This window comes from Sphingomonas sp. R-74633 (assembly GCF_013416555.1).
Lineage (GTDB): Bacteria > Pseudomonadota > Alphaproteobacteria > Sphingomonadales > Sphingomonadaceae > Sphingomonas.
Window position 1 is genome coordinate 892,279 of record NZ_JACCFG010000001.1, and the last position, 24,021, is coordinate 916,299.

Annotated in this window: 22 protein-coding genes; 10 read left to right on the forward strand and 12 right to left on the reverse strand. The window is 65.3% G+C overall.

All coding sequences use genetic code 11. The features are described from left to right. The first annotated feature begins 12 nt into the window (after positions 1-12). Both HZY97_RS04200 and HZY97_RS04205 read left to right on the forward strand, forming a co-directional pair. Positions 13-1,650, forward strand: coding sequence for a ribonuclease J (locus HZY97_RS04200; protein WP_180140847.1), 1,638 nt, complete (start codon positions 13-15; stop codon positions 1,648-1,650). Between the two features lie 148 nt (positions 1,651-1,798). After that, entirely contained in the window at positions 1,799-2,083 is a 285-nt protein-coding gene (locus tag HZY97_RS04205) for a DUF1467 family protein (RefSeq protein ID WP_180140849.1), read from the forward strand. A gap of 26 nt (positions 2,084-2,109) precedes the next feature. On the opposite strand, the gene HZY97_RS04210 is transcribed toward HZY97_RS04205, so the two are convergent. Both HZY97_RS04210 and HZY97_RS04215 read right to left on the reverse strand, forming a co-directional pair. Then, positions 2,110-2,373, reverse strand: a complete 264-nt coding sequence (locus HZY97_RS04210; protein WP_180140851.1) for a hypothetical protein — start codon at positions 2,371-2,373, stop codon at positions 2,110-2,112. Next, a complete protein-coding gene (locus HZY97_RS04215) occupies positions 2,373-4,691 on the reverse strand; it encodes a hypothetical protein (protein ID WP_180140853.1) in 2,319 nt (772 codons plus the stop codon). The genes HZY97_RS04210 and HZY97_RS04215 overlap by 1 nt, the downstream gene beginning before the upstream one ends. An 86-nt stretch (positions 4,692-4,777) precedes the next feature. Here HZY97_RS04215 and HZY97_RS04220 point away from each other — a divergent pair, with 86 nt between their 5' ends. The 3 genes from HZY97_RS04220 to HZY97_RS04230 all read left to right on the forward strand — a co-directional run bounded on the left by HZY97_RS04220 (position 4,778) and on the right by HZY97_RS04230 (position 6,944). Beyond that, positions 4,778-5,071, forward strand: coding sequence for an Hpt domain-containing protein (locus HZY97_RS04220; protein ID WP_180140855.1), 294 nt, complete (start codon positions 4,778-4,780; stop codon positions 5,069-5,071). Between the two features lie 131 nt (positions 5,072-5,202). Further along, positions 5,203-6,051: a hypothetical protein gene (locus HZY97_RS04225; RefSeq protein ID WP_180140856.1), complete on the forward strand. Its 849-nt coding sequence runs from the start codon at positions 5,203-5,205 to the stop codon at positions 6,049-6,051. A 2-nt stretch (positions 6,052-6,053) separates the two neighbouring features. After that, positions 6,054-6,944, forward strand: coding sequence for a hypothetical protein (locus tag HZY97_RS04230; protein ID WP_180140858.1), 891 nt, complete (start codon positions 6,054-6,056; stop codon positions 6,942-6,944). On the opposite strand, the gene HZY97_RS04235 is transcribed toward HZY97_RS04230, so the two are convergent. The 10 genes from HZY97_RS04235 to HZY97_RS04280 form a co-directional block, all read right to left on the reverse strand. Then, complete coding sequence (locus HZY97_RS04235; protein ID WP_180140860.1) at positions 6,941-8,119, reverse strand: VWA domain-containing protein; 1,179 nt, start codon at positions 8,117-8,119, stop codon at positions 6,941-6,943. The genes HZY97_RS04230 and HZY97_RS04235 overlap by 4 nt on opposite strands. A gap of 9 nt (positions 8,120-8,128) precedes the next feature. Then, positions 8,129-9,541 (reverse strand): hypothetical protein, encoded by a 1,413-nt coding sequence (locus HZY97_RS04240; protein WP_180140862.1) that lies wholly within the window; start codon positions 9,539-9,541, stop codon positions 8,129-8,131. A gap of 43 nt (positions 9,542-9,584) precedes the next feature. Next, entirely contained in the window at positions 9,585-10,163 is a 579-nt protein-coding gene (locus HZY97_RS04245; RefSeq protein ID WP_180140863.1) for a CHAP domain-containing protein, read from the reverse strand. Positions 10,164-10,482: 319 nt separating this feature from the next. Next, positions 10,483-10,902, reverse strand: coding sequence for a GFA family protein (locus HZY97_RS04250; protein WP_180140865.1), 420 nt, complete (start codon positions 10,900-10,902; stop codon positions 10,483-10,485). Continuing rightward, positions 10,902-11,750, reverse strand: coding sequence for a MoxR family ATPase (locus HZY97_RS04255; protein WP_180140867.1), 849 nt, complete (start codon positions 11,748-11,750; stop codon positions 10,902-10,904). The genes HZY97_RS04250 and HZY97_RS04255 overlap by 1 nt, the downstream gene beginning before the upstream one ends. Positions 11,751-11,790: 40 nt before the next feature. Then, a complete protein-coding gene (locus HZY97_RS04260) occupies positions 11,791-12,405 on the reverse strand; it encodes a hypothetical protein (RefSeq protein ID WP_257214866.1) in 615 nt (204 codons plus the stop codon). 252 nt (positions 12,406-12,657) lie between these two features. Continuing rightward, a complete protein-coding gene (gene rpoD, locus HZY97_RS04265; protein WP_180140871.1) occupies positions 12,658-14,694 on the reverse strand; it encodes an RNA polymerase sigma factor RpoD in 2,037 nt (678 codons plus the stop codon). Between the two features lie 42 nt (positions 14,695-14,736). Then, on the reverse strand, positions 14,737-16,620 hold the full coding sequence (gene dnaG / locus HZY97_RS04270) for a DNA primase (protein ID WP_180140873.1): 1,884 nt from the start codon (positions 16,618-16,620) through the stop codon (positions 14,737-14,739). After that, positions 16,621-17,034 carry a DUF559 domain-containing protein gene (locus HZY97_RS04275; RefSeq protein ID WP_180140875.1) on the reverse strand — a complete coding sequence of 138 codons (414 nt, stop codon included), beginning with the start codon at positions 17,032-17,034 and terminating at the stop codon, positions 16,621-16,623. 47 nt (positions 17,035-17,081) lie between these two features. Further along, positions 17,082-17,534, reverse strand: a complete 453-nt coding sequence (locus tag HZY97_RS04280; protein WP_180140877.1) for a GatB/YqeY domain-containing protein — start codon at positions 17,532-17,534, stop codon at positions 17,082-17,084. A gap of 126 nt (positions 17,535-17,660) precedes the next feature. Between HZY97_RS04280 and carA the strand changes: the two genes are divergently transcribed. The 5 genes from carA (at position 17,661) to HZY97_RS04305 (ending at position 23,963) form a co-directional block, all read left to right on the forward strand. Next, the gene (gene carA, locus HZY97_RS04285) at positions 17,661-18,827 is read left to right on the forward strand and encodes a glutamine-hydrolyzing carbamoyl-phosphate synthase small subunit (protein WP_180140885.1); all 1,167 of its coding nucleotides are present in this window, start codon (positions 17,661-17,663) and stop codon (positions 18,825-18,827) included. Continuing rightward, a complete protein-coding gene (locus tag HZY97_RS04290) occupies positions 18,824-19,171 on the forward strand; it encodes a hypothetical protein (protein ID WP_180140887.1) in 348 nt (115 codons plus the stop codon). Before carA ends, HZY97_RS04290 begins: the two co-directional genes overlap by 4 nt. Positions 19,172-19,220: 49 nt before the next feature. After that, positions 19,221-22,550 (forward strand): carbamoyl-phosphate synthase large subunit, encoded by a 3,330-nt coding sequence (gene carB, locus HZY97_RS04295; RefSeq protein WP_180140895.1) that lies wholly within the window; start codon positions 19,221-19,223, stop codon positions 22,548-22,550. Positions 22,551-22,827: 277 nt separating this feature from the next. Next, on the forward strand, positions 22,828-23,304 hold the full coding sequence (greA, locus tag HZY97_RS04300; RefSeq protein ID WP_180140897.1) for a transcription elongation factor GreA: 477 nt from the start codon (positions 22,828-22,830) through the stop codon (positions 23,302-23,304). A gap of 2 nt (positions 23,305-23,306) precedes the next feature. After that, entirely contained in the window at positions 23,307-23,963 is a 657-nt protein-coding gene (locus HZY97_RS04305; protein ID WP_180140905.1) for a rhomboid family intramembrane serine protease, read from the forward strand. Positions 23,964-24,021 lie beyond the last annotated feature (58 nt).

A 24,021-nucleotide genomic window follows, 5' to 3' on the forward strand; every position in this document is an offset into this window, starting at 1 on the left:
CGAGGAAACCAAGTGACCCCTGAAAAAGAACTCCTCTTCCTCGCGCTCGGCGGCTCGGGCGAGATCGGCATGAACGTCAATCTCTATGGCTGCCAGGGCAAGTGGCTGATGGTCGATTGCGGCATCACCTTTGGCGACGCCAATTATCCCGGCATCGACGTGATCCTGCCCGACCTCCAGTTCATCGAGGAGCGGCTCGACGATCTGATCGGCATCGTCCTCACCCACGGGCATGAAGACCATATTGGCGCGCTGCCCTATCTAGCCGGCGACCTGGGCGTGCCGCTCTATGCCACCCCGTTCACCGCTGGCCTGATCCGCGGCAAGCTCGAGGAAGAAGGCATCGAGGAGAAGGTCGAGCTCAACGTGGTCGATGAGGAAGGCCCGTTCAACCTCGGCCCGTTCCGCATCACCTACACGCCGCTCGCCCACTCGATCCCCGAGGGCAATGCCGTCCTGATCGAGACGCCCTATGGCAACATCTTCCATACCGGCGACTGGAAGCTCGACGACAGCCCCGCGCTGGGCGGCGCCTCGACCGCGGCCGAACTGACCGCGATCGGCGACAAGGGTGTGCTCGCACTCGTCTGCGACAGCACCAATGTGTTCAATCCCGAGGCTTCGGGCTCCGAGGGCGCGGTGCGCGAGGGCCTCGACCAGGTCATCGGCGCCGCGAAGGGCCGCGTGCTCGTCACTACCTTCGCCTCGAACGCCGCCCGCCTGCAGACGCTGGGCGAAGTCGCCCGCGACACCGGGCGCGAGCTCTGCGTCGCCGGGCGCTCGCTCGACCGGATCATCCGCGTTGCCAAGGCGACCGGCTACCTGCGCGACTTCCCCGAGACGATCGACTTCGACACCGCGATGGACCTGCCGCCCAACAAGGTGCTGATCGTCGCCACCGGCGGACAGGGCGAGCCGCGCGCCGCGCTTAACCGCATTGCCGAGGGCAGCCATGTCCTCAAGGTGCATGAGGGCGACACCGTGGTGTTCTCTTCGCGCCAGATCCCCGGCAACGAGATTGCAATCGGGCGGATTATGAACACGCTGGCCGGCAAGGGCGTCGAGCTGATCACCGATCGCCAGGCCTTCATCCACGTCTCCGGGCACCCGGGACGCCCCGAACTGGCCGAGATGTACAAGTGGATCCGGCCCGAGATCGTCGTGCCGGTGCACGGCGAGGTCCGCCACATGTACGAGCAGGCGCGTTTCGCGCTCGAGCAGGGCGTGCCGCAGTCGATCCGCCAGGTGAATGGCGACATCATCCGCCTGGCCCCGGGCAAGCCGCACAAGATCGGCGAGGCCCCGGTCGGCCGCCTCGTCCTCGACGGCGACATCATCCTGCCGGCGGACGGCCCCACGATCAACGAGCGCCGCCGCGTGGCCCTTTACGGCCAGATCAGCGCCGCGGTGGTGATCCGCAACGGCAAGCTCGCCGGCGACCCGCAGATCCGCCTCCAGGGCATCCCCGTGGAGGAGGACCGTGACGACTTCCTCGCCGAGGCCAGCGACGCTGCCCGTGAGGCAGTGAAGAAGGACGGCAAGGGCGAGCTCGAACGGCTGCGCGAGTCGATCCGGCTTGCGGTACGGCGGGCTGCGGTGCGTTACACCGGCAAGAAGCCCGTGGTGGACGTGCTGATCATCGAGCAATAGGGCGCCGTCGCTTACTGCTCCCCGGCGAAAGCCGGGGCCCAGGGTTTCTGTGCCGCGTCGCTCTTGGCCCTGGGCCCCGGCTTTCGCCGGGGAGCAGCTCAGGATCAGACGGCTTCCGTTCCCCGCAATCTCACTCTACTAGCGCTCCATGCCCTGGAAGTCCGCGCTCGCCATCTATTTCCTGTTCTGGGCCTTCTCGGTCTTCCTCGTCCTGCCGTTCGGCGTGAAGACGAGCGAGGAGGCGGGCGTGGAGCTGGTCCCCGGCCAGGCGCCGAGCGCACCCCACGAGTTCAGCACGAAGAAGATCGCCAAGCGCACTACGGTCGTCGCGACCGTGTTGTTCGGGATTTTCTACCTCAACTACGTCAATGGCTGGGTCACCACCGAGATGCTCGACTGGTGGGCGCACATGCACCCGCCGGGCGGCTCCTGAGCCGCGCCTTCGTCGGAACGGCGCGGCTAATCCGCGCCGCTGAGCACCCCGTGGAGTGTCTCCAGGATCGCGTCTCCCTCGGCGGAGCTGGCGATCAGGCAGGGATCGTCCCATTGATGCTGGAACGTGAAGCTGCATCCACCGAAGCGATAGACGGTCAGCATCGGATAGCGCTTGGTCTTCGGCGTCCCATAGCGATCCAAGATGGCGGACTTGAGCGCGTCCAGGTCCGCTGTCTCGAGTTCGAGCGAATAATATCCGCTCTGCTGCCGTACCAGGCTCGCCGACACTAGGTCCGCAGCCGCTCGATCGCCTGTGCCAGCGCGACGTACAGTTTGCCCATGTCCGACGACAGCAGCGTCACGCCCATCGGCGATCCGTCGCGCAGCGCCAGGATCTGGCGCAGCATCGCCTCGAAATCATGGATGTAGCGATTGACGTTGTCGCGGAAGCCCTCGTCGTCCTCGTAGAGTCGGTGGATTTCCTTGGTTTCCGACGGGTCGAGCAGACGCACTGCACGGCGGGTGAAGACGCCGCGATCGCCCTTCAGATAGGCCGACCACGCGCTGTCGGTCACTTCGGCCGAGAAGGCCTTGGTGATCTCGATCGAGGCCGAATTGAGCGCTTCGATCAGCAGCGAGACGCGGCGGGCGAAATTGTCGCTGTCCGAATCCTCGCGCTCCTTGCGACCCTCCGCGATACGGCTCTCGACCTGCGAAGTGGTGTCGGCAAGCGCCACCATCTGCTGGGTCAGCCGTTCGGAGGCGCGGGAGGCGGCGTTGACCGCTGCCTCGGTCGTCTCGGCAAGCTCGGTGAGCTGGCGGCGGATCGAAGCATCGACTGCGCGGCGCAGCGCATCGCCGGCCGCTTCCTCGATTGCGCGTTCGGCATGCGGCACGATTGCGGACAGCGTCTCGCGGGCATGGTTGGCGGCAGCGCTGGAGGTCTCGCGGACGCTGAGCAGCGCCTCGACCAGCTGCGGCGCTGCGCTCTCCGCGAAACGCCGGGTGGTGTTGATCGTCTCGTCGACGATCGCGCTCAGCTGCTCGGCCTGGTCGCCGCCGGTGGCGAGCGTCTCGAGCAGCGAGGCCTGGGTCTTGGCGAGCGTGTCGCGCTGCTGGCTGACGACGTCGGCGATGGCCTCGATCGCGTCATGCGTGCTCTCGGCGGCGGTGACCAGCGCCAGCAGCTCGGGCTTGGCGCCGGCGACGACCTGGCGGCTCGCGGTGATGCGGGCGTCGAGCCGCTCCAACGCTTCGGGCAGCGTCTCGTCGATCTCGCGCGCTGAGGCGTCGAGCGCGGTCAGCAGCTCCTCGGAGGTCCCGATCACCTTGCGGGCGGTATCGTCGCCCGTGTTGAGTGCCACCGTCATCGCATCGACCGAGCCGTGCAGCGCGCTAATCGAGGCGGCGAGGCGCTGGGTGCGCTCGGTACCGGCGGCATCGAAATCGTCCATCGTCCGGTCGAGCCGGTCGATGCCGATCGCCAGGCTCTCGAACAGCGCGTCGCCGCGGGTCTGTTCCTCGCCGAGGCGCGAGCTGATCCGGCCGATCGCTTCCTCGATCGTCGCCATTCGTTCGCCCAGCGCCTCGGCGCTGTCGCGCCCGGCGCGGTCGAGCGCGGCCTGGTTGGCGGAGAGCATCGCCAGGATCGCCTCGCCCTGGGTGGCGATGCCCTTGCGTGCCTCGTCCACCGCACTCGCCGCGCGGTCGAGCACGGCATCGACCTGGGTCGACATCTCGCCGGTGACCGCTTCGAGCCGCGCGCTGGCGGTCTCGCTGGTCGCTTCCATCCGGGCGATGTGCGCGGCGAGCCGGTCGGCGGCGCCGCCGGCGATCTGGTCGGCCTCGCGGCCCCGTTCGGACAGCGCGGAAAGCTGGGTGTCGAGCGCGGCGGCGCGTTCGCTGGCGAGCAGCCCGGCGGCGTCGACCCGGTCGGACAGCCCGCGCATCTCTTCATGCGCCTTGGGCAGCGAGGAAAGGATGACCTCAACACGCCGCTCGGCATCGGCGGCGGACTCTCCGAAATGGCGGGTGCTCGCGTCGATCGAGCGGGCCTGCGCCGCAGCGCTGTTCGAGGCGCTCTCCAGCTTCTCGGAGGCGCGCTCGCCCATCGCGATCAGGATGTTGGTCTGCTCGGCCAGCGCCGCGCGGTTCTCCTCGATCTTGCGCGAAAGCGTGGCAACCACGCGCTCAAGGCTCGCCGCCTCGGCGCGCATCGCCCGCGCGCTGGCGCCGAAGCGCTGCGCCTCGGCCCGGCTCGTGCGGAGCATCAGGAGATACAGGATACCGACCAGGGCAGGGGGCACGCACAGCGCTGCGATCAGCTGGACGAGCCGGGCCGGATCGACCGGACCGACGAAATCCCCGCGCAGCAGCCAGCCCATCGTCCCGAACCAGCCCAGCACCAGCAGGACGGCAAGGGCAGGGACCACCCAGCCGAACCGACGGCGCGGCGCGTCTTCATCCTCGTCGTCATCGGCCTCGTCATAGGCGACGGGCTCCGCCGCGACCGGTGCAACGGCCTCGGCTTCGGACAGGACCAGCTCTTCCGCGTCATTGTTCGCGGTCAGCGGTTCAGCAGGTTTTCCCCCAATCATGTCGTGCATTTACCACATTTCGGCGCTGTACCAACAGTTCCGCCAATATGGCCTTGGAAACGCGGCGTTAACGGTGTCTGCGCTAGGGTTTGACCATGGCGTATGATCCGGGTGCAATCGATGCGACGCTGGCGGCGGCTGTGGGCGACGAGCCCGCGCTGATCGCCGAGCTGCGCGAGGCGTTTCTCGACGGGGTGCAGCGCTGCCTCGAAACCATGAAGTCGGCCGAAAGCCCCGATGCCTGGGCCGCCGCCGCGCTGCGCCTCAAGGGGCTCGCCGCCAGCTTCGGCGCGGTCCGCCTGATGGCGCTGGCCACCGAAGCCGCCAATGGCCAGGCGCATGACGGCGCGATCCTCCGCCGTCTCCACCGCGCGGTCGACCGACTCTAACAAATCGGTAATATAGCGGCAGTGGACAGCCGCTTTTGCGCACGATAATTCTTGCGTTCCATCGGGCTGTCGACCGACTCTGAAGAAGTCGGCGCATGCGGAGATCCCGACGAACGAGAGGATCGAACGTTATGCGTGCCCGCCTGGCTTCCCTTTTCCTGCTTTCGTCTTTCGCCGCCATCCCCCTCGCTTATGCGCAGGAGGCGCCCAAGCAATCGCAGGACGGCAACATCGTCGTTACCGGCCAGGCGCAGAAGCCGATCAAGAAGGCCCAGCGCTACATCCGCCAGGTGCTGGATACGCAGGACGGCCAGCTCGCCCGCTTCATCGACCCGGTCTGTCCGCTGGTCATCGGGCTGCCCGAGCGCTTCAAGGCGTCGATCGAGGACCGCATCCGCACCGTCGGCAGCGCCACTTCGGTCCGCATGGCCAAGGAGAAGTGCGAGCCGAACCTGATGATCGTGTTCGCCGAGGATTCCGATGCGCTGATCCAGCTGATGCGCAAGCGCCGCAACGCGGCCTTCACCAACCTCGATGACGGCGCGCTGCGCGATGCCTTTCAGAAGGGGCCGATCCATGCCTGGCGCCTCGTCGTCACCCGCGACGAGGTCGGCAATATCTCGACCGGCAATGACGATCCCGATTATCCGCCGATGATGGAGGGCGACACCCAGGCGGTGACGATCAACGCCGTCGTCGTGATGGACCGCAAGGTCGCGCTCGGCAAATCGGTGCGCCAGCTCGGCGACTATGTCGTGATGCGCACCCTGGTCGGCGCCAAGCCGCCCGCCAAGGGCTCGATCGCCTCGGCGTCGATCCTGTCGCTGTTCGACCCCAACGTCGCGCCGCCGCCCACCGAGATCACCGACATGGACCTCGGCCTGCTCGCCGGCCTCTACCATCTGCGCAACCCGAACGAACAGGCTTCGGACCAGGCCTGGCGGATCTCCAGGGGCATGGTCTCGGGCAAGCAGCGCTGATCATGCGCACCGCATTCTCCGCCGCCGCCCTCGCTCTGACCCTGACCGTCACCCCGGCGCTCGCCCAGGACAAGAAGCCGCAGGCCAAGCAGGAGCAGGACGACAGCAACATCGTCGTTGTCGGTGCCAAGGGCGTGCCGCCCAAGACCGCGAAGCGCTTCGTCCGCCAGATCAGCTCGAGCGTCGAGGGCCAGCTTGCGCGCTTCGCCGAGCCGATCTGCCCGATCGTCGCCGGGCTCGGCCCCGACGCCGCCAAGGCAATCGAGGCCCGGCTGCGCGCCGTAGCGCTCGATGCCGGCGCCAAGGTCGGCGAGCTGGGCTGCCAGCCCAATATCGCACTGATGGTCGCGCATGACGCCGATGATTTCGTCGTGGCGCTGCGCAAGAGCTTCCCCGGCTTCTTCGGCAATCTCGACACCAGGAATCTTCGCAAGGCGCTGAGCGAAGGTCCGGTCCACGCCTGGAGCACGATTGAAGTGCGCGACGAACTGGGCAACCGCGCCGACAGCGATGATGACGGCGTCAAATATGTCAGCAGGTGGGGCGCCTCGAACATCACCATGGCCACCCAGCAGGTGACCGTGAAGTCGATCGTGGTGATCGACGACAAGGCAGTGGTCGGGAAGTCGGTGGTGCAGATCGCCGACTATGTCGCGATGCGCACGCTCGCCGGCGCCCGCCCGCCCAAGGACGGTGCCAACGTCGATTCGATCATCACTTTGTTCGACAAGGACACCAGCTTCACCGATCCCGAGTTGACGGCGCTCGACCAGGGCTTCCTGCAGGGGCTCTACAAGAGCCGCCCGGACGTCAACGCGATCAAGCAGAAGGGTGAGGTTGCCCGGCAGATCATCCGGAATACACGCGACGAGGCGGCGGCGAGCAAGCCCTAGCGCTTGCGGCTCAGCTCGCGCATCGCCTCGTCAAGCCCGGCCAGGTTGAGCGGGTACATCCGGTCGCCCATAAGCTCGCGCAGGATCTTCACCGACTGGGTATAGCCCCATTGCTCGCGCGGGATCGGGTTGATCCACACCGAGGCGGGATAGGTGTTGAGCGCACGCTGCATCCACACCGCGCCGGGCTCCTCGTTGAAATGCTCGACCGAGCCGCCGGGATGGGTGATCTCGTAAGCGCTCATCGAGGCATCGCCGATGAAGATCAGCTTATAGTCGTGGCCGTACTTGTGGAGGATGTCCCAGGTCGGCGTGCGCTCCTGGAAGCGGCGGCGATTGTCCTTCCACACGCCCTCGTACAGGCAGTTGTGGAAATAGAAGAACTCCAGGTTCTTGAACTCGGCGGTGGCCGCCGAGAACAGCTCCTCGCAGAGCTTGATGAACGGGTCCATCGATCCGCCGACGTCCAGGAAGAGCAGCAGCTTCACTGCATTATGCCGTTCCGGGCGCATCCGCACGTCGAGCCAGCCCTGGCGGGCGGTGCCGTCGATCGTCGCGTCGATGTCGAGCTCGTCGGCGGCGCCTTCGCGGGCGAAGCGGCGCAGGCGGCGTAGCGCGACCTTGATGTTGCGGGTGCCCAGTTCCTTGGTGCTGTCGAGGTTGCGGAACTCGCGCCCCTCCCAAACCTTCAGCGCACGCTTGTGCCGGCTCTCGCCACCGATGCGGACGCCCTCGGGGTTGTAGCCGCCATTGCCATAGGGGGAGGTGCCGCCGGTGCCGATCCACTTGCTGCCGCCCTGGTGGCGCTCATGCTGCTCCTCGAGGCGCTTCTTGAGCGTCTCCATGATCTCGTCCCACGAGCCGAGCGACTCGATCCTCGCCATCTCTTCGGGGCTGAGATACTTCTCGGCGATCGCGCGCAGCCATTCCTCGGGGATGTCGGCCGGCGCCACGCCATAGCTGGTGGCGATCCCCTTGAAGACCTTGGCAAAGACCTGGTCGAACTTGTCGAGCAGCCCCTCGTCCTTCACGAAAGTGGCGCGGGCGAGATAGTAAAAGGCCTCAGGCGTCTGCTCGATCACGTCGCGGTCGAGCGCCTCGAGCAGCACCAGATGCTCCTTCAGGCTGGCGGGGATGCCCGCGGCACGCAGTTCGTCGAGGAAAGAAAGGAACATCGCGCCGGTTTAGGGGAGAGGCCGGCGCTCGTACAGGTTCCAGTCGGTGCCCGACAGGCTGCGCATCCGGTGTTCGGCGATGGGCACGAAGTGTATTCCGCAGCGATCGACATTCTGCGGGAACGTCTCGCCCAGGAAGCGGTCGATCAGCAGGAAGCGGGCCTGCGGATCGCACCGGCCCAGGATCGCCTCGAGCTTGTACTTGCGGCGTGCAGCGGCAACATCGATCGCCGCCTGTCCCGTGTCGCGGTCGAGCAGCATCTTGGTGCCCTGGGGTGCCAGCGCCATCATCGTGCGCACCGGGCCACCCGGATCGCCGCGCTGGTCGACTGCCAGCACATAGTCGCACCACAGGCTTCCGACGAGCATCACCGCAAGGCCGATAGCGGCGACGATGCGCCTCCAGTCGGCCTTTTCCAGCCCGAAGCCGATCATCTCGCCCAGCATCAGCAACAGCGGGATCAGCGCGGGCATGTAATAGCGAGCATGGCCGACGTTGCCGGCGTGGAGCACCGCGAGCATGAACGGGAAGCCGAAGATCGCCAGGCGGTACAGCGCGATGCGCGAGGCACCGGAACGCGGCGCGAGGACGAGCAGCACCAGCACCAGGACGATCGGCCAGATGTCCTTCCAGGGCACGCCGATCGTGTAGCCAATCGCCGTGGTGGTGCCGTTCAGGAACATCATCAGGTCGAACGGATCGTAGCGCCCGAAGCGGAAGCCGGTGCCCGCCAGCTTGCCGGCGAGCAGGACGAAGGCGAGTACGCCTATCAGCACCAGCACCGGCACGATGAAGGTCTTGAAAGTCTCGATTACCGCAGCCTGGAAGCCATTCCTCTTCCACAATACGAAGAACGGCCAGCCGACCAGCGCCACGGCCGCGAAGATCATCGTGAGCTGCGAGAAGGCGCCCAGGAAGAAGCACAGGGCAAAGGTGGTCGGGCGGCGATAGCTCAGGTCGCCTGCCAGCCAGCGATCGATGAACAGGATCGCGACCAGCATCGCCAGCGACATGCTGGCATAGCCGCGTGCTTCGGATCCCATCGTCACCAGCATCGGCGAGAAGGCGAAGAGCAGGGCGGTGATCGCCATGGTGATCCGCCCACGCGGCTCGGCGATCTTCGCTGCCACCAGGATCGCCGCGGTGCTGCTCAGGATCGAAATCAGGCGCACCAGCGGCGGCCAGGCGCCGAAGCCGACGAACTGCATCCACAGCGAGTTGATATGGTGGTTATTGTCGTGGTTGATCCCGGTGAACACGCCGATCGGCGTCAGCGCGTCGCGCGCCTGCGCCGCCGACCAGGCCTCATCGAACCACAGGTCCCCGAGCGAGCAGACGAACCGCACCGCCAGGCCTGCAAGAACGATCGCGTAGATCGCCCACCACCAGCGCCGATTCGCGCCCTGATCTCCCCCGGTCATGCTGCGTTAGATGCCTTGCCGCTTGGCGCCGGGCAAGCTCAACTCACCGCGTTACATACGCGTCGATCAGCGAGCCGACATAGTCGGGCTGGCGCGACGTGAGTTCGGCCGAGGGGCGGGCCTTGCGCACGGTGGCGGGGGCATCGCGGTCAGGCATGCCATAGATGAAGCCGTGCGCCGGATAGATCGAGCTGCCCAGCCCGTTGCGGTCACGGTACCAGACCTTGACCAGGCTCCAGTCGCCGCGCTCGGAGACATCGAACAGTGTCACGTCCTGCTCGGCATGGCCGCGCTCGCCATTCTGGCGGGACCAGTTGGCATGGGTGATCATCAGCACGCGCTTCTCGACGATCCGGCTCACCACCGCGACATGGCCGAGGGGGAGGCGGGCACTCTTGGAAAAGGCTAGGACGGCGCCGACCTTCGGCACCTGGCCGCGCTGATAGCGTCCGGCGGCCTGGCCCCACCAGGTCCAGGCATCGCCATAGATCTGGATGCCCGAAGCCGCGCGCGCAAAGGGCACGCACTCGCCGACATATTCGAGGAGAGATTGTGCGCCGGCGGGCGCTGCGGCCGATAGCGCAGCGGCAAGGAGCACAGGGAACGCAACACGCAAACGCATACTCGGAGACCCATACAAGGTCCCCCCCAAGCAGACCGTAACCCGGGCTGGTTTAAGAGTGGTTAACCGTATTTCTACTTAGGCGCCGACTGAGAATGACGGCTTCCAATGTAGGATTTTGTCTGAGACACTTCGCGCGCTCTTTCTCATCGCGAAGACAAATTCGGCATCCAGGCGAAAGCCGGGATCTCGTGCGACGCTTGCCCCGCGCCGTCGCCTTGGATCCCGTTTTGGGTAAAAGGCGACGTCCGAGAAAGGCGCAATCGCTGCTTCTTACGTGTCGCGACTTTCGTGACTTTTCATACTCAATCTGGGTAAATTAGATTTTGGGTGGCGCCGGGGGCTGGCGCGGATGAGTCTCCATCGCCGGATCGATCTGCGCCCAGGCCGGTGCCTCGTCGGTCCAGATCGCCACCTGCGGCGCCAGGCCCTCGGCATTGTCGAGGAAACCGAGTCGCAGCGTGCGGAACTGCGGCCGGGCCGAAGACTGGCCCATTACCGGGGTACCGCACGTGCCGCAGAAGCTCTGGGTCAGCGTGTTACCGCTCTCGGCGACATAGCTGGTGCTCGAAAGCGTGCCGGTCAGCGCCAGGTCGTCGGTGGCGAACATTGCATTGGCGGTCGCGGATCCTGCAGCGAGGCGCTGGCACTGGCGGCACCAGCATTGGCGCACCGCAACCGGCTCGCCGCGGATCTCGGCGGTGACCGCCCCGCAGGCGCAGCTCCCGGTGTACGGCATCACTTGCCCTGCTGGCGGCGGGCCATGAAGGCGAGCCGCTCGAACAGCATCACATCCTGCTCGTTCTTGAGCAGCGCGCCGTGCAGCGGCGGGATCGCCTTGGTCGGGTCCTTGTTCTGCAGCACTTCGAGCGGCACTTCCTCGTGAAGGAGCAGCTTGAGCCAGTCGAGCAGTTCGCTGGTGCTGGGTTTCTTCTTCAGGCCCGGCACTTCGCGGATCTCGTAAAAGATATCCATCGCCTTGCTGACCAGGATCTTCTGGATGCCGGGGAAGTGGACATCGACGATCGCCTGCATCGTCTCGCGGTCGGGGAACTTGATATAGTGGAAGAAGCAGCGGCGCAGGAACGCGTCGGGCAGGTCCTTCTCGTTGTTCGAAGTGATCACCACGATCGGCCGCTCGGCGGCGCGGACGGTCTCCTGGGTCTCGTAGACATGGAATTCCATGCGATCGAGCTCCTGGAGCAGGTCGTTGGGGAACTCGATATCGGCCTTGTCGATCTCGTCGATCAGCAGAACGGGCAGTTGCGGGGCAGTGAACGCCTCCCACAATTTGCCCTTGCGGATATAGTTGGCGATGTCGTGGACGCGCTCGTCGCCGAGCTGGCCGTCGCGGAGGCGGGCGACCGCGTCATATTCGTACAGGCCCTGATGTGCCTTGGTGGTCGACTTGACGTTCCACTCGATCAGCGGCGCGCCGACCGCCTTGGCGATCTCATAGGCCAGCACGGTCTTGCCGGTGCCGGGTTCGCCCTTGACGAGCAGGGGGCGCCGCAGAGTGACGGCGGCATTGACCGCGACCTTCAGGTCATCGGTCGCGACATAGCTTTGGGTGCCTTCGAAACGCATGCCACGGCTTAGAGGGCCGCGGTGCTCCGATGCAAGACGCTTACAGGCTGTCGCGGGCCGAGGCGCGGGCCTCGAGCAGATCCCACAAGCCGCGATGCTGGGCGAAGAGCTGCTGCGCGCCGAACAGCATGGCGCGCTCAAGCATGCCTTCGCGGACCAGCGTGTCGACCACCGTCACCGTCTCCTCGGCGAGCGGCAGCTGCGAGGAGGGCGGGGTGAGGCCCAGGCGTTCCCCGGCGGCGTCGAGCGATTCGCGGATCACCGCCCAGTCCATCGCCAGCGCAATCGCCGCGCCGGTCGCGCAACCGGCGCGGTCCGACTGGGCGAGCATATCGATGGCGTGGCGCTGGGCGGCGGTGGCCGCTTCGGTCTCGGCATGGCCCGGCGTGCTGGGCAGCGGCCCCGCAGCGGCGACGATACGGACGAGGAAGGCGCGTTCGATCACAAAGGCATCTGCCGCGGCTTCCAGCCAGTCGCGCTCGATGCCGAGCCGGGCATGGCCCAGCGCGTGATCGATTACGCCGGGATGGCGACCGTGGAGCAGGCAGATGTGATGCGCCGCGTCGGAGAGGTCGCGCAGCGGCTCCTCATTGCGGGCGAGGCGCTGGAGATAGGGGTGGTTGCCACTGCCATCGGACGCGATGAGCTGACCCATCGAGCCCCACGCACCGCCCAATCGCGCAACTTGTACGGAATCAAACGGCATAGGCCCCCGCATCTCCTGCCGGCCCCATGCCAGCGGGTAGGTTTTGCAACCCCGGGATATACCGAAGCACGTAAAGACACAGTGAATCCGAAATTTACTGTGGATAAACCACATGTTCCGGCGCTGTTCCGGGCAAAATACGAAAACGCCCCGGAAGCTAGTTCCGAGGCGTTTCGACAATATCCGTAAAGTTACGGGAAGTTACTGGTCGAGGAACGACCGCATCTTCCGCGAGCGGCTGGGGTGCTTGAGCTTGCGCAGCGCCTTGGCCTCGATCTGACGGATTCGCTCGCGAGTCACGCTGAACTGCTGGCCGACTTCCTCGAGCGTGTGATCGGTGTTCATGCCGATGCCGAAGCGCATGCGCAGCACGCGTTCTTCGCGCGGCGTCAGGCTGGCAAGGACGCGGGTGACCGTTTCCTTGAGGTTCGCCTGGATCGCGGCATCGACCGGGATGACCGCGTTCTTGTCCTCGATGAAATCGCCCAGGTGCGAATCTTCCTCGTCGCCGATCGGCGTTTCGAGGCTGATCGGCTCCTTGGCGATCTTCATCACCTTGCGCACCTTCTCGAGCGGCATGCTCAGGCGCTCGGCCATTTCCTCGGGCGTAGGCTCACGGCCCTGCTCGTGGAGGAACTGGCGGCTGGTGCGAACCAGCTTGTTGATCGTCTCGATCATATGGACCGGGATACGGATCGTCCGCGCCTGATCGGCGATCGAGCGGGTGATCGCCTGACGGATCCACCAGGTCGCATAGGTCGAGAACTTGTAGCCGCGGCGATATTCGAACTTATCGACCGCCTTCATCAGGCCGATATTGCCCTCCTGGATAAGATCCAGGAACTGCAGGCCGCGATTGGTGTACTTCTTGGCGATCGAGATCACGAGGCGGAGATTGGCCTCGACCATCTCCTTCTTCGCGATACGCGCCTCGCGCTCGCCCTTCTGCACCATGTTGACGATGCGGCGGAACTCGCCGAGCGCCATGCCGGTCGACTGGGCGATCTCAGCGATCTCGATGCGGATGCGATCGACCGCGGCGACTTCGTTGAGCGCGAACGCTGCCCACTTCTTGTCGAGCTTCTCGACCGAGGCGATGAAGCCCTCGTCGAGTTCGTGATCGACATAGCGGTCGAGGAAGTCCTTGCGGCTCACCTTGTGGCGCTCGGCAAGGCGCAGCATCTGACCGCCCAGCGCGGTCAGGCGCCGGTTGAAGCTGTAGAGCTGGTCGACGAGATATTCGATCTTCTGCTGGTGGAACTGGACGCTCTCGACCTCGGCCGTGAGCTCCTCGCGCAGCTTCTGATACTTCTTCTCGTCCGACGCAGCGAGCTCGCCGCCGGCGGCCATCGCGTCGAGACGCGAGAGCTGCATCTTGGAGAATTTCTTGTAGATCGAGGTGATGTTGGCGAACTTCTCAAGCGCCTGCGGCTTGAGCGTCTCTTCCATCTGCGCGAGGCTGAGGGTGTTGTCCTCTTCCTCGTCGTCCGAAGGCCGCGGAGTGCGGCGCTCGGTCATCGAGTCCTCGTCCTCCTCGTCCTGAACTTCTTCAACTTCTTCCTCTTCCTTGAAAGAAGTTCCGGCGGTCTTTTCGCTGATCTCGCCCGAATCGTCGTCCTCAGCGCCTTCGACCTGCTCGGCCGACGGGCCCTTGGAGAGCATCGCGTCGAGATCAAGGATCTCGCGCAGCTGCATCGTGCCTTCGTTGAGGGCGTTCGACCAGCCGATGATCGCGTTGAAGGTGATCGGCGACTCGCACAGACCCAGGATCATTGTGTCGCGGCCGGCCTCGATGCGCTTCGCGATCGCGATCTCGCCTTCGCGGCTGAGCAGCTCAACGGCGCCCATCTCGCGCAGGTACATGCGCACCGGATCGTCGGTCCGGTCGACGGTTTCCTTCTTCTTGGTCTCGAAGGCAGGGGCCGAATCGTCGCCGCTGTCGCTCGAATCGGCTTCGTCCTGGCTGTCGTCCTCGGGCTCGGCGTCTTCGCCGGCTTCCTCGTTCTCGACGACATTGACGCCCATATCGTTGAGCGCCGCCATCACATCCTCGATCTGCTCCGAGGACATCTGGTCCTGCGGCAGCATCTCGTTGAGCTGGTCGACGGTGATGTAGCCGCGCTTTTTGGCTCGCGCGACGAGCTTCTTGATCGAACCTTCGTTCAGATCGATCAGCGGAGCGTCGCCCACTTCCATGGTCGTGTCGTCGCCGCTTCCGCCGCCATTAGCCTTCGCCATCAATAACCCTCGAAACTTGGATGGCGGCAATTATACGCCGCTCTAATCCTCGAAATTTTCATCGTCCGCAAGCATCAGATTCGCGAGGCGCGTTTCCAGCTCCTGGCGCTGCCGCAGCAAAGCCGTTTGCCGGGCAAACGCCACGTCGTCGAAACGCTCGAGCATCACGGCCGTTGCCTCTGCCAGCGCCGCGTCCACTGCCGGTCGCGCCACCATCACTGCGATCGCCTCGTTCAGGTCTTCGCGCGCCTTCTTTTCCTCGGCCTCGGGCCGGGTAAAGGAGAAGGGCAGGGTATCGGCCCGCAGCAGCTCGCTCGCCATCTGATCAAATCCGGACCGCGCCAATATGGTGAGCACTTTGGCACGATCAAGCTGTCGGTCTTCCAGCGCCACATCGACCACTGCCTCGAACAGCTTGCCGAGCGCCCCTGAGGCGCCGCGCAGACTACCGAGCACCTCCATATGGCGAGCGATCTCGGCCGGATGGCGGATCAGCCCGGCGAGCACGGCTTTGGCGAGGATCGGATCGAGCCCGCCGGCCTGTACCGAGCGTGTCTGCTGGGTCAGCGGCGGCTCGGGGGGGAGCCAGTTACCGCGCTTGTCGCGCTTGCCACGCGCGGCGGGAGCGCCGGGGCCGCGCTGCCCGCGGGCCTCAAAGGCGCGCTGGCCGCGCCCGAAATGCATGTCGGTACGCTCGCGGAACTCGGCGAGATATTCGTGTTTGACGTTCGCGTCGCCGATCGTGTCGGCGAGCGCGGCAAGGCGGCGCTTGAGCCCGGCGCGCTGCTCGGGCGTGTCGAGCGGCTCGGCGGCGATCTCGCTTTGCCAGAGGCGATCGACCAGCGGCTGCGCCTTGCCGAGCAGCGCTTCAAAGGCACCCGGGCCCTGGGCGCGGACCAGATCGTCGGGATCGAGCCCGTCGGGCAGCGTGACGAAGGCGAGGCTGCGCCCGGGCTCGAGCATCGGCATGGCGCGGTGCGCGGCGCGTAGCGCAGCCTTTTGCCCCGCCGAATCGCCGTCAAAGCAGAGCAGGGGGACGTCGGCGATCCGCCAGAGCCGCTCGAGCTGGTGCTCGGTCATCGCCGTGCCGAGCGGCGCCACTGCCTCGCCGAACCCGGCCTGGGCGAGCGCGATCACGTCCATATAGCCCTCGACTGCGATGATCCGGCCGGACTTGCGCGCCGCGGCCTGGGCGCGGTCGAGATTGTAGAGCGTGCGGCCCTTGTCGAAGAGCGGGGTCTCGGGAGAGTTGAGATATTTCGGCTCGCCGTCGCCGATGATGCGGCCGCCGAACGCAATCGCGCGGCCGCGTACATCGCGGATGGGGATCATCAGCCGGCCGCGGAATCGGTCGTACGGGTCCTTGCCCTCGACCGAGATCAACATCCCGGCCTCGACCAGCATCGGATCGCCGTAGCTTTTCAGCGCTTCCTTTAGCTTGCCGCGCGAATCGGGGGAGAAGCCGATACCGAACGTCTTGGCGGTCTCCTCGTTGATCCCGCGCTTCTTGAGCACCGCGCGCGCCTCCGCGCCCTCGATGCCGTGGAGCCGCTCGACGAAGAACTTTGCCGCATCCTCCATCGCCTCATGCAGGCCCTTGGCGCGCTCGGCTTTTTCCGCCGACCGGCGATCCTGCTCGGGCATTTCGAGGCCGGCGGCCTGGACCAGCTCCTTCACCGCATCGATGAAGGGCAGGCCCCGCTGGTCGGTCATCCAGCGGATCGCGTCGCCATGGGCGCCACAGCCGAAGCAGTGATAAAAGCCCTTGTCGTCATTGACGTAGAAGCTCGGCGTCTTCTCATTGTGGAACGGGCAGCAGGCACGGAATTCCCGTCCCGCCTTCTGGAGCTTGACCGTCTTGGCGATCAGCCCGGACAGCAGGGTGCGGGCGCGGAGTTCGTCGAGAAAGGCGGGAGTGAGGGACACTTACTCCCCCTCCCTTCCAAGGGAGGGGGCTGGGGGGAGGGTGCGTCCGCGATTCCACTGTCGCACGGGAAGCCCCCGCGCCCGAGCCGCTATCGTCTCAAGTACGCCGTCGATGTTGGTCGCGACCTCATGATTGGTAAAGCGAAGCACTGTGTAACCTAATTGGCCAAGTCCGATGTCACGATCTCTGTCGGCATCGGCAACATGGGTGTCGCCATCGACCTCGACCACCAGCCCTATGCTAGCAGCGCAGAAATCGACGATGCACGGTTCGATGATGTGCTGGAAGCGAAACTTGAGCCCTTCCAGCTGAGAGGCCCGAAGGCGCTGCCAGAGCTTTTCTTCCATGGGCGTGGGGTTGTGGCGAAGCTCCTTCGCTCGCGCCTGCATCCACAGCGTGCTCTGCGTGAACACTCACCCACCCCCCAACCCCCTCCCTTGGAAGGGAGGGGGAGCTAGATTTAGCTCAGCGCCGCCTTCACCAGGCCGCTGGCCTTGCTCATGTCGAGCGTGGTCGCGTGGCGCGTCTTCAGTTCGGCCATCACGCGGCCCATGTCCTTCATGCCCGACGCGCCGAGCTCGGCCTTGATCGCCTCGATCGCGGCGCTGGTCTCGGCGTCGCTCATCTGAGCGGGGAGGAAGCGCTCGATCACCGCAACCTCGGCCTTCTCGTTATCGGCGAGTTCCTGGCGGCCGCCTTTCTCGAACATCTCGATCGATTCGCGGCGCTGCTTGACCATCTTCTGGAGCACTTCGATCACCATCGCGTCGTCGTCCATCGGCTGCGCCTTCACGCGTTCCTCGATGTCGCGGTTCTTGATCGCGCTCTGGATCAGGCTGATCGCGCCGCGGGTCTCCTTGTCGCCGGCTTTCATCGCGGTGATCTGGGCTGCCTTGATATCGTCTCGGATCATTTCATCTCTCGTGAATCGGGGATTGACCTCGCAATAGACCCGGGAACCGGTTGACGCGAGGGGGGTAGGGGTCTAGCGGGCGGCACTTAGCGACATTGCTGCAATCTGATGGAGAGCCACCCCTAAATGGCCGAAGCCAATTCCATGCCCATGCCTTCCGGAGCCACGGGCGTATTGGTGTTAGCGTCAGGGGATGTAATCTGGGGCCGCGGCTTCGGCGCAGAGGGCCAGGCCGTCGGCGAAGTGTGCTTCCACACCGCGATGACCGGCTATCAGGAGATCATGACCGACCCGAGCTTCGCCGGTCAGATCATCAACTTCACCTTCCCGCATATCGGCAATGTCGGCGCCAACCCCGACGATATCGAAGCGGACGATCCACATGCGCTGGGCATGATCGTGCGCGAGGACGTGACCGAGCCGAGCAACTTCCGTTCGACCGAGCATCTCGATGCTTGGATGAAGAAGCATGCCCGTATCGGCCTCTCCGGCATCGATACCCGCGCCCTGACCCGCCGCATCCGGCTTGCCGGTGCGCCCAACGGCGTGATCGCACATTCGGCCGAGGGCAAGTTCGATATTCCGCTGCTCCTCGAGATGGCGCGCGGCTGGCCGGGCCTGGAAGGCATGGACCTCGCGATTAGCGTGACGACCGAGACGCATTATGGCTGGGAAGGCGGCGTCTGGCGCCTGGGCTTCGGCTATGGGCCGGAAGGCGCCGAGGACAATCGCCCGCACGTCGTGGCGATCGATTACGGCTCGAAGCGCAACATCTTCCGCAACCTGGTTGCCGCCGGCGCCAAGGTGACCGTGCTGCCTGCGGCTGCGACCTTTGAGCAGGTGATGTCGTTCAACCCGGACGGCTTCTTCCTGTCGAACGGCCCGGGCGACCCGGCCGCGACCGGCGAATATGCCGTGCCGGTGATCCGCCAGCTGCTCGACACCGGCAAGCCGCTGTTCGGCATCTGCCTGGGCCACCAGCTGCTTGGCCTGGCGGTGGGCGCCGAGACCACCAAGATGTTCCAGGGCCATCGCGGTGCCAACCATCCGGTCAAGCGGCTGGAAGACGGTGCGGTCGAGATCACCAGCATGAACCACGGCTTCGCAGTCGAGCGCGAGACGCTGCCCGAGAATGTCCGCGAGACGCATGTGTCGCTGTTCGACGGATCGAACGCGGGGATCGAGCTGACCGACCGGCAGGCGTTCAGCGTCCAGTATCACCCCGAGGCCAGCCCGGGGCCGCAGGACAGCCTGTATCTGTTCGAGCGGTTCGTGGGGATGATGGCCAAGTGATCGCGCTGGCGCTCCTCCTGGCCTTTGTAGCCCCGCAGGATGCCCAGCGCCGGCCGCCGACTTTCACAGTTACGGCTGCCGACGGGTCGAAGCAGACATTCCTGGGCTTTGTAGCCTTCGGCACAGAAGAAGTGCTGGGCAAGCTCGACGCGGCGGCCAAGGCGAAGAACCTCGCCACCGCGCGCGCCGATGAAGGCGGCAAGCTCGAGTTGATGGTCTTCTTCGATTCGAAGACCGACAAGAAGACCGCGACTGCGCTGTATGCACAGGCATCGAGCGGTGCCTTTGGCGCGCTGCAAACTGGCATGTTGCTGGTTCCGCAGGGTGCAGTGCGCCCCAACTGATCTCCGCAGCCCGTAAGGGATCTGCCAGAATTAGGACCGAATACGACTGATGCCCAAGCGTACCGACATCTCCTCGATCCTCGTCATTGGTGCCGGCCCGATCGTGATCGGCCAGGCTTGCGAGTTCGACTATTCGGGCACGCAGGCGATCAAGGCGCTCAAGGAAGAGGGCTATCGCATCGTCCTGGTCAATTCGAACCCGGCGACGATCATGACCGATCCCGAGCTGGCCGACGCCACCTATGTCGAGCCGATCACGCCGGCGATCGTCGCCAAGATCATCGAGAAGGAGCGCCCCGATGCGGTGCTGCCGACGATGGGCGGCCAGACCGCGCTGAATACCGCGCTCGCATTGGCGAATGACGGCACGCTGGAGAAGTTCGGCTGCATCATGATCGGCGCCGATGCCGAGGCGATCGACAAGGCCGAGGACCGGCTGAAGTTCAAGGACGCGATGACCAAGATCGGGCTCGAAAGCGCCCGCAGCCATATCGCGCATACCGAGGCCGAGGCGCTGGCGGGGCTCGAGCATGTCGGCCTGCCGGCGATCATCCGCCCCAGCTTCACCATGGGCGGCTCGGGCGGCGGCATCGCGTACAACCGCGAGGAGTTCATCGCGATCGTGCGGACGGGCCTCGACCTGTCGCCGACGACCGAGGTGCTGATCGAGGAGTCGCTCCTCGGTTGGAAGGAATATGAGATGGAGGTTGTCCGCGATCGCAAGGACAACGCCATCATCGTGTGCAGCATCGAGAATGTCGACGCGATGGGCACGCATACCGGCGATTCGATCACCGTCGCCCCGGCGCTGACGCTGACCGACAAGGAATACCAGATCATGCGCAATGCATCGATCGCGGTACTCCGGGAAATCGGCGTCGAAACCGGCGGTTCGAACGTGCAGTTCGCAGTGAATCCGAAAGACGGCCGCCTGATCGTCATCGAGATGAACCCGCGCGTGTCGCGCTCGTCGGCGCTGGCTTCGAAGGCGACCGGCTTCCCGATCGCCAAGGTCGCGGCCAAGCTGGCGGTGGGCTATACGCTCGACGAGATCGACAACGATATCACCGGTGCGACCCCGGCGAGCTTCGAGCCGACGATCGATTACGTCGTCACCAAGATCCCGCGCTTCGCCTTCGAGAAGTTCAAGGGCGCCGAAGCCACGCTTGGCACCGCGATGAAGTCGGTCGGTGAGGTGATGGCGATCGGCCGCAACATCCACGAATCGATGCAGAAGGCGCTGCGCGGCCTCGAGACCGGGCTCAGCGGCTTCAACAATGTCGACAAGCTCGCCGGGGCCCGCCGGGACGAGATCGAGGCGGCGCTCGCCGTGCGCTCGCCCGACCGGCTCCTGATCGCCGCCCAGGCGCTGCGCGAGGGCTTCACCGTCGCCGAGGTCTGCGCGGTCGCGCAATACGATCCGTGGTTCATGGAGCGCATTGCCGAGATCATCGCGGCAGAAGATGAGGTCGCCAGCAAGGGGCTCCCCCAGGACGCGCAGGGCATGCGCCGGTTGAAGGCGATGGGCTTCAGCGACAAGCGCCTGGCCTTCCTCGCGCTCAAGTCGGCGAACCTGCGCGAAGGCACCGATGCGATGGCGAAGAGCTCGGGGCTGATCGGCGAAGTCGTCAAGGCGATGACCGGCGGCGTGACCGAGAACGACGTGCGCGCGCATCGCCACAAGCTGGGCGTGCGCCCGGTTTTCAAGCGGATCGACACCTGCGCCGCCGAGTTCGAGGCGAAGACGCCGTATATGTACTCGTCCTACGAGGCGCCGACCTTTGGCGAGCCCGAGAACGAGGCGATGCCGAGCGATCGCAAGAAGATCGTGATCCTGGGCGGCGGTCCGAACCGCATCGGCCAAGGCATCGAGTTCGACTATTGCTGCTGCCACGCCTGCTTCGCGCTGGCGGATGCGGGCTATGAGACGATCATGGTCAACTGCAATCCGGAGACGGTGAGCACCGACTATGACACGTCGGACCGCCTCTATTTCGAGCCGCTGACTGCCGAGGACGTGCTGGAGATCCTGCATGTCGAGCAGTCGAAGGGCGAGTTGGTCGGCGTGATCGTCCAGTTCGGCGGCCAGACCCCGCTCAACCTCGCCAAGGCGCTGGAAGCGGAGGGTATTCCGATCCTCGGCACCTCGCCCGACGCGATCGATCTGGCCGAGGACCGCGAGCGCTTCGCCGACCTGGTCGAGAAGCTTGGCCTCAAGCAGCCCTCCAACGGCCTTGCCCGCACGCGCGACGAGGCGGTGAAGATCGCCGAGCGGATCGGCTATCCGGTGCTGATGCGTCCCAGCTACGTGCTCGGCGGCCGCGCGATGGAGATCGTCGACTCGACCCAGCAGCTCGACGACTACATCCAGACCGCGGTGCAGGTCTCGGGCGACTCGCCCGTGCTGATCGACCAGTATCTGCGCGATGCCGTGGAAGTGGACGTCGACGCGATCGCCGACGGCACCGATGTGGTGGTGGCCGGCGTGCTCCAGCATATCGAGGAAGCCGGCGTCCATTCGGGCGACAGCGCCTGCTCGATCCCGCCCTACAGCCTGCCGGCCGAGATCATCGCCGAGATCGAGCGCCAGACCGAGGCGCTCGCCCGGGCGCTGATGGTCAAGGGCCTGATGAACATCCAGTTCGCGGTGAAGGATGGCGAGGTCTACCTGATCGAGGTGAACCCGCGTGCCTCGCGCACGGTGCCCTTCGTCGCCAAGGCGATCGGCATTCCGGTCGCCAAGATCGCCAGCCGGGTGATGGCGGGCGAGAAGCTCGCCGACCTGCCGAAGATCGACCGCAACATCGATTATATCGCGGTCAAGGAAGCGGTGTTCCCGTTCAACAAGTTCCCCGGCGTCGATCCGGTGCTCTCGCCCGAGATGAAGTCGACCGGCGAAGTCATGGGTATCGACATGGACTTCGCGACCAGCTTCGCCAAGGCGCAGCTGGGGGCGGGGACGGTGCTGCCGAGCACGGGGCGGCTGTTCGTCAGCGTCAAGGATACCGACAAGCCGGTGGTGATGCCCGGCGTCCGCCTGCTCGCCGAGCTTGGCTTCACCATCGTCGCGACCGGCGGCACCGCGGATTATCTCGAAGCCGAGGGCATCGCAGTGGAGCGGGTCAACAAGGTGGCGCAGGGCCGTCCGCACATCGTCGATCGCATCCTGGACGGCGATATCGGGCTGATCTTCAACACGACGGAAGGCTGGCAGTCGCTGAAAGACTCGTCGGACATCCGCCGCTCGGCGCTCAACCTCAAGATCCCCTATTTCACCACGGCGCAGGCAAGCGTCGCGGCGGCGCGGGCAATCGAGGCGCTGTCGAAGCACAGCCTGGACGTGCGGCCGCTGCAGGACTTCTACGCCTCGCGCGGCTGATCCTCTTTCTTGCTTCACCGGCGAAAGCCGGGCCCAGCACGACGCGCTCGAGGCGCAGCACGCGCCTCGTAAGTCATTGCAACTGGGCCCGGCCTTCGCCGGGAAACAACGAGATATATTAGGCCTACGCAGACTAGATAACTTTCCTAGCCTTGCACGGCGCCCGCAGGCGTCTTATTATTCGCATTCGCACAATTGATCTCCCCCATCAGTATCCATGTGCGGGCGTCCCCCCGGGGCCGCTTGTGGAACGGGGCGTTTTGAAGGGCTTTGGTGGATGGCGACGGTCGAAAAGATGCCGATGCTCAAGGAGGGCTACGAGAAGCTCACCGCAGAGCTGAAGCGCCTCAAAATCGAGCGACCTCTGATCGTGGATGCGATCGAGGAAGCCCGCGCGCATGGCGATCTTTCGGAAAACGCCGAATATCATGCCGCCAAGGAGCAGCAGGGCCAGAACGAAGCGACGATCGCCGATATCGAAGGCAAGCTGAGCCGCGCCCAGATCATCGATCCGCGCGAGCTTTCGGGCGACAAGGTCGTGTTCGGCGCGACGGTGACGCTGCTCGACGAGGACGAGAAGCCGATCAAGTACCAGATCGTCAGCGAGACCGAGGCCGATGCCGGCAAGGGTCGCATCTCGTACAACTCGCCGCTTGGTCGCGCGCTGATCGGCCGCAAGGTGGATGAAGAGGTCGAGGTCTCGGTGCCCGCCGGCGACCGCTATTATCTGGTGTCGAAAATCGAATTCATCTGAGCGTGAAGTTTCGCGACTTTCCCGCAACGATCACGATCTGTGCGATCACGGCGCTGGTCAGTGCCGTGATCCTGATCACGCGCCAGCTTCCGGATGCGGTGGTGCTGGCAGGCTTCATTCCCGCCCGGCTGCAGACCGAACTGTTCGCGCCCGGCACCTGGGCGGTGCCGGCGCTGCTGACGCCGTTCTCGACGCTTTTCATCCATGCCGGCGCGCTGCAGATCTTCTTCAACGTACTGATGCTGGTCATCACCGGGCAGAAGACCGAGCAGGCGATCGGCTGGCCGCAGTTCGTGCTGCTTTACGCATTCGGCGCCTTCGCTTCCGCTGCCACTTATTATCTGGTCGCACCCGACGCGATGTGGCCGCTGCTCGGCATGAACGGCGCGCTCTCGGCAGTGATCGGAGCCTATTCGCTGCTCTATGGGCAGCCGCGCAATCCGCCGATCGGACCGTTTTCGGCGCGTACGGTGCACGTGGCATGGCTCGCCGCGGCGTGGACGGCGATCAGCGTGCTGGGCGCCTTGATCCAGCCGGTATCCGCCGGCAGTTCGGCCTGGGAAGTGTTCGCCTGGGGCGCCGCGGCGCCGATCGGCGGCTTCCTAGCGGGGCTGGCCGCTGCGCGGCCCCTGTTCATGTGGCACTGGCGCAAGGCCTGAGCGCTTTCGAGCGCTGAACGCTGCTCCCCGGCCGAGGCCGGGGAACGCATCACTGAAA

What these genes read in the sequence shown, in the direction of transcription:
- HZY97_RS04235 (WP_180140860.1), bottom strand. Translation starts at nt 8,119, where the DNA reads ATGTTCCTTTCTTTCCTCGACGAACTGCGTGCCGCGGGCATCCCCGCC.
- HZY97_RS04205 (WP_180140849.1), top strand. Translation starts at nt 1,799, where the DNA reads ATGCCCTGGAAGTCCGCGCTCGCCATCTATTTCCTGTTCTGGGCCTTC.
- HZY97_RS04280 (WP_180140877.1), bottom strand. Translation starts at nt 17,534, where the DNA reads ATGATCCGAGACGATATCAAGGCAGCCCAGATCACCGCGATGAAAGCC.
- HZY97_RS04255 (WP_180140867.1), bottom strand. Translation starts at nt 11,750, where the DNA reads ATGCGTTTCGAAGGCACCCAAAGCTATGTCGCGACCGATGACCTGAAG.
- HZY97_RS04240 (WP_180140862.1), bottom strand. Translation starts at nt 9,541, where the DNA reads ATGACCGGGGGAGATCAGGGCGCGAATCGGCGCTGGTGGTGGGCGATC.
- HZY97_RS04220 (WP_180140855.1), top strand. Translation starts at nt 4,778, where the DNA reads ATGGCGTATGATCCGGGTGCAATCGATGCGACGCTGGCGGCGGCTGTG.
- HZY97_RS04250 (WP_180140865.1), bottom strand. Translation starts at nt 10,902, where the DNA reads ATGCCGTACACCGGGAGCTGCGCCTGCGGGGCGGTCACCGCCGAGATC.
- HZY97_RS04260 (WP_257214866.1), bottom strand. Translation starts at nt 12,405, where the DNA reads ATGGGTCAGCTCATCGCGTCCGATGGCAGTGGCAACCACCCCTATCTC.
- carB (WP_180140895.1), top strand. Translation starts at nt 19,221, where the DNA reads ATGCCCAAGCGTACCGACATCTCCTCGATCCTCGTCATTGGTGCCGGC.
- HZY97_RS04245 (WP_180140863.1), bottom strand. Translation starts at nt 10,163, where the DNA reads ATGCGTTTGCGTGTTGCGTTCCCTGTGCTCCTTGCCGCTGCGCTATCG.
- HZY97_RS04225 (WP_180140856.1), top strand. Translation starts at nt 5,203, where the DNA reads ATGCGTGCCCGCCTGGCTTCCCTTTTCCTGCTTTCGTCTTTCGCCGCC.
- greA (WP_180140897.1), top strand. Translation starts at nt 22,828, where the DNA reads ATGGCGACGGTCGAAAAGATGCCGATGCTCAAGGAGGGCTACGAGAAG.
- rpoD (WP_180140871.1), bottom strand. Translation starts at nt 14,694, where the DNA reads ATGGCGAAGGCTAATGGCGGCGGAAGCGGCGACGACACGACCATGGAA.
- carA (WP_180140885.1), top strand. Translation starts at nt 17,661, where the DNA reads ATGGCCGAAGCCAATTCCATGCCCATGCCTTCCGGAGCCACGGGCGTA.
- HZY97_RS04230 (WP_180140858.1), top strand. Translation starts at nt 6,054, where the DNA reads ATGCGCACCGCATTCTCCGCCGCCGCCCTCGCTCTGACCCTGACCGTC.
- HZY97_RS04215 (WP_180140853.1), bottom strand. Translation starts at nt 4,691, where the DNA reads ATGCACGACATGATTGGGGGAAAACCTGCTGAACCGCTGACCGCGAAC.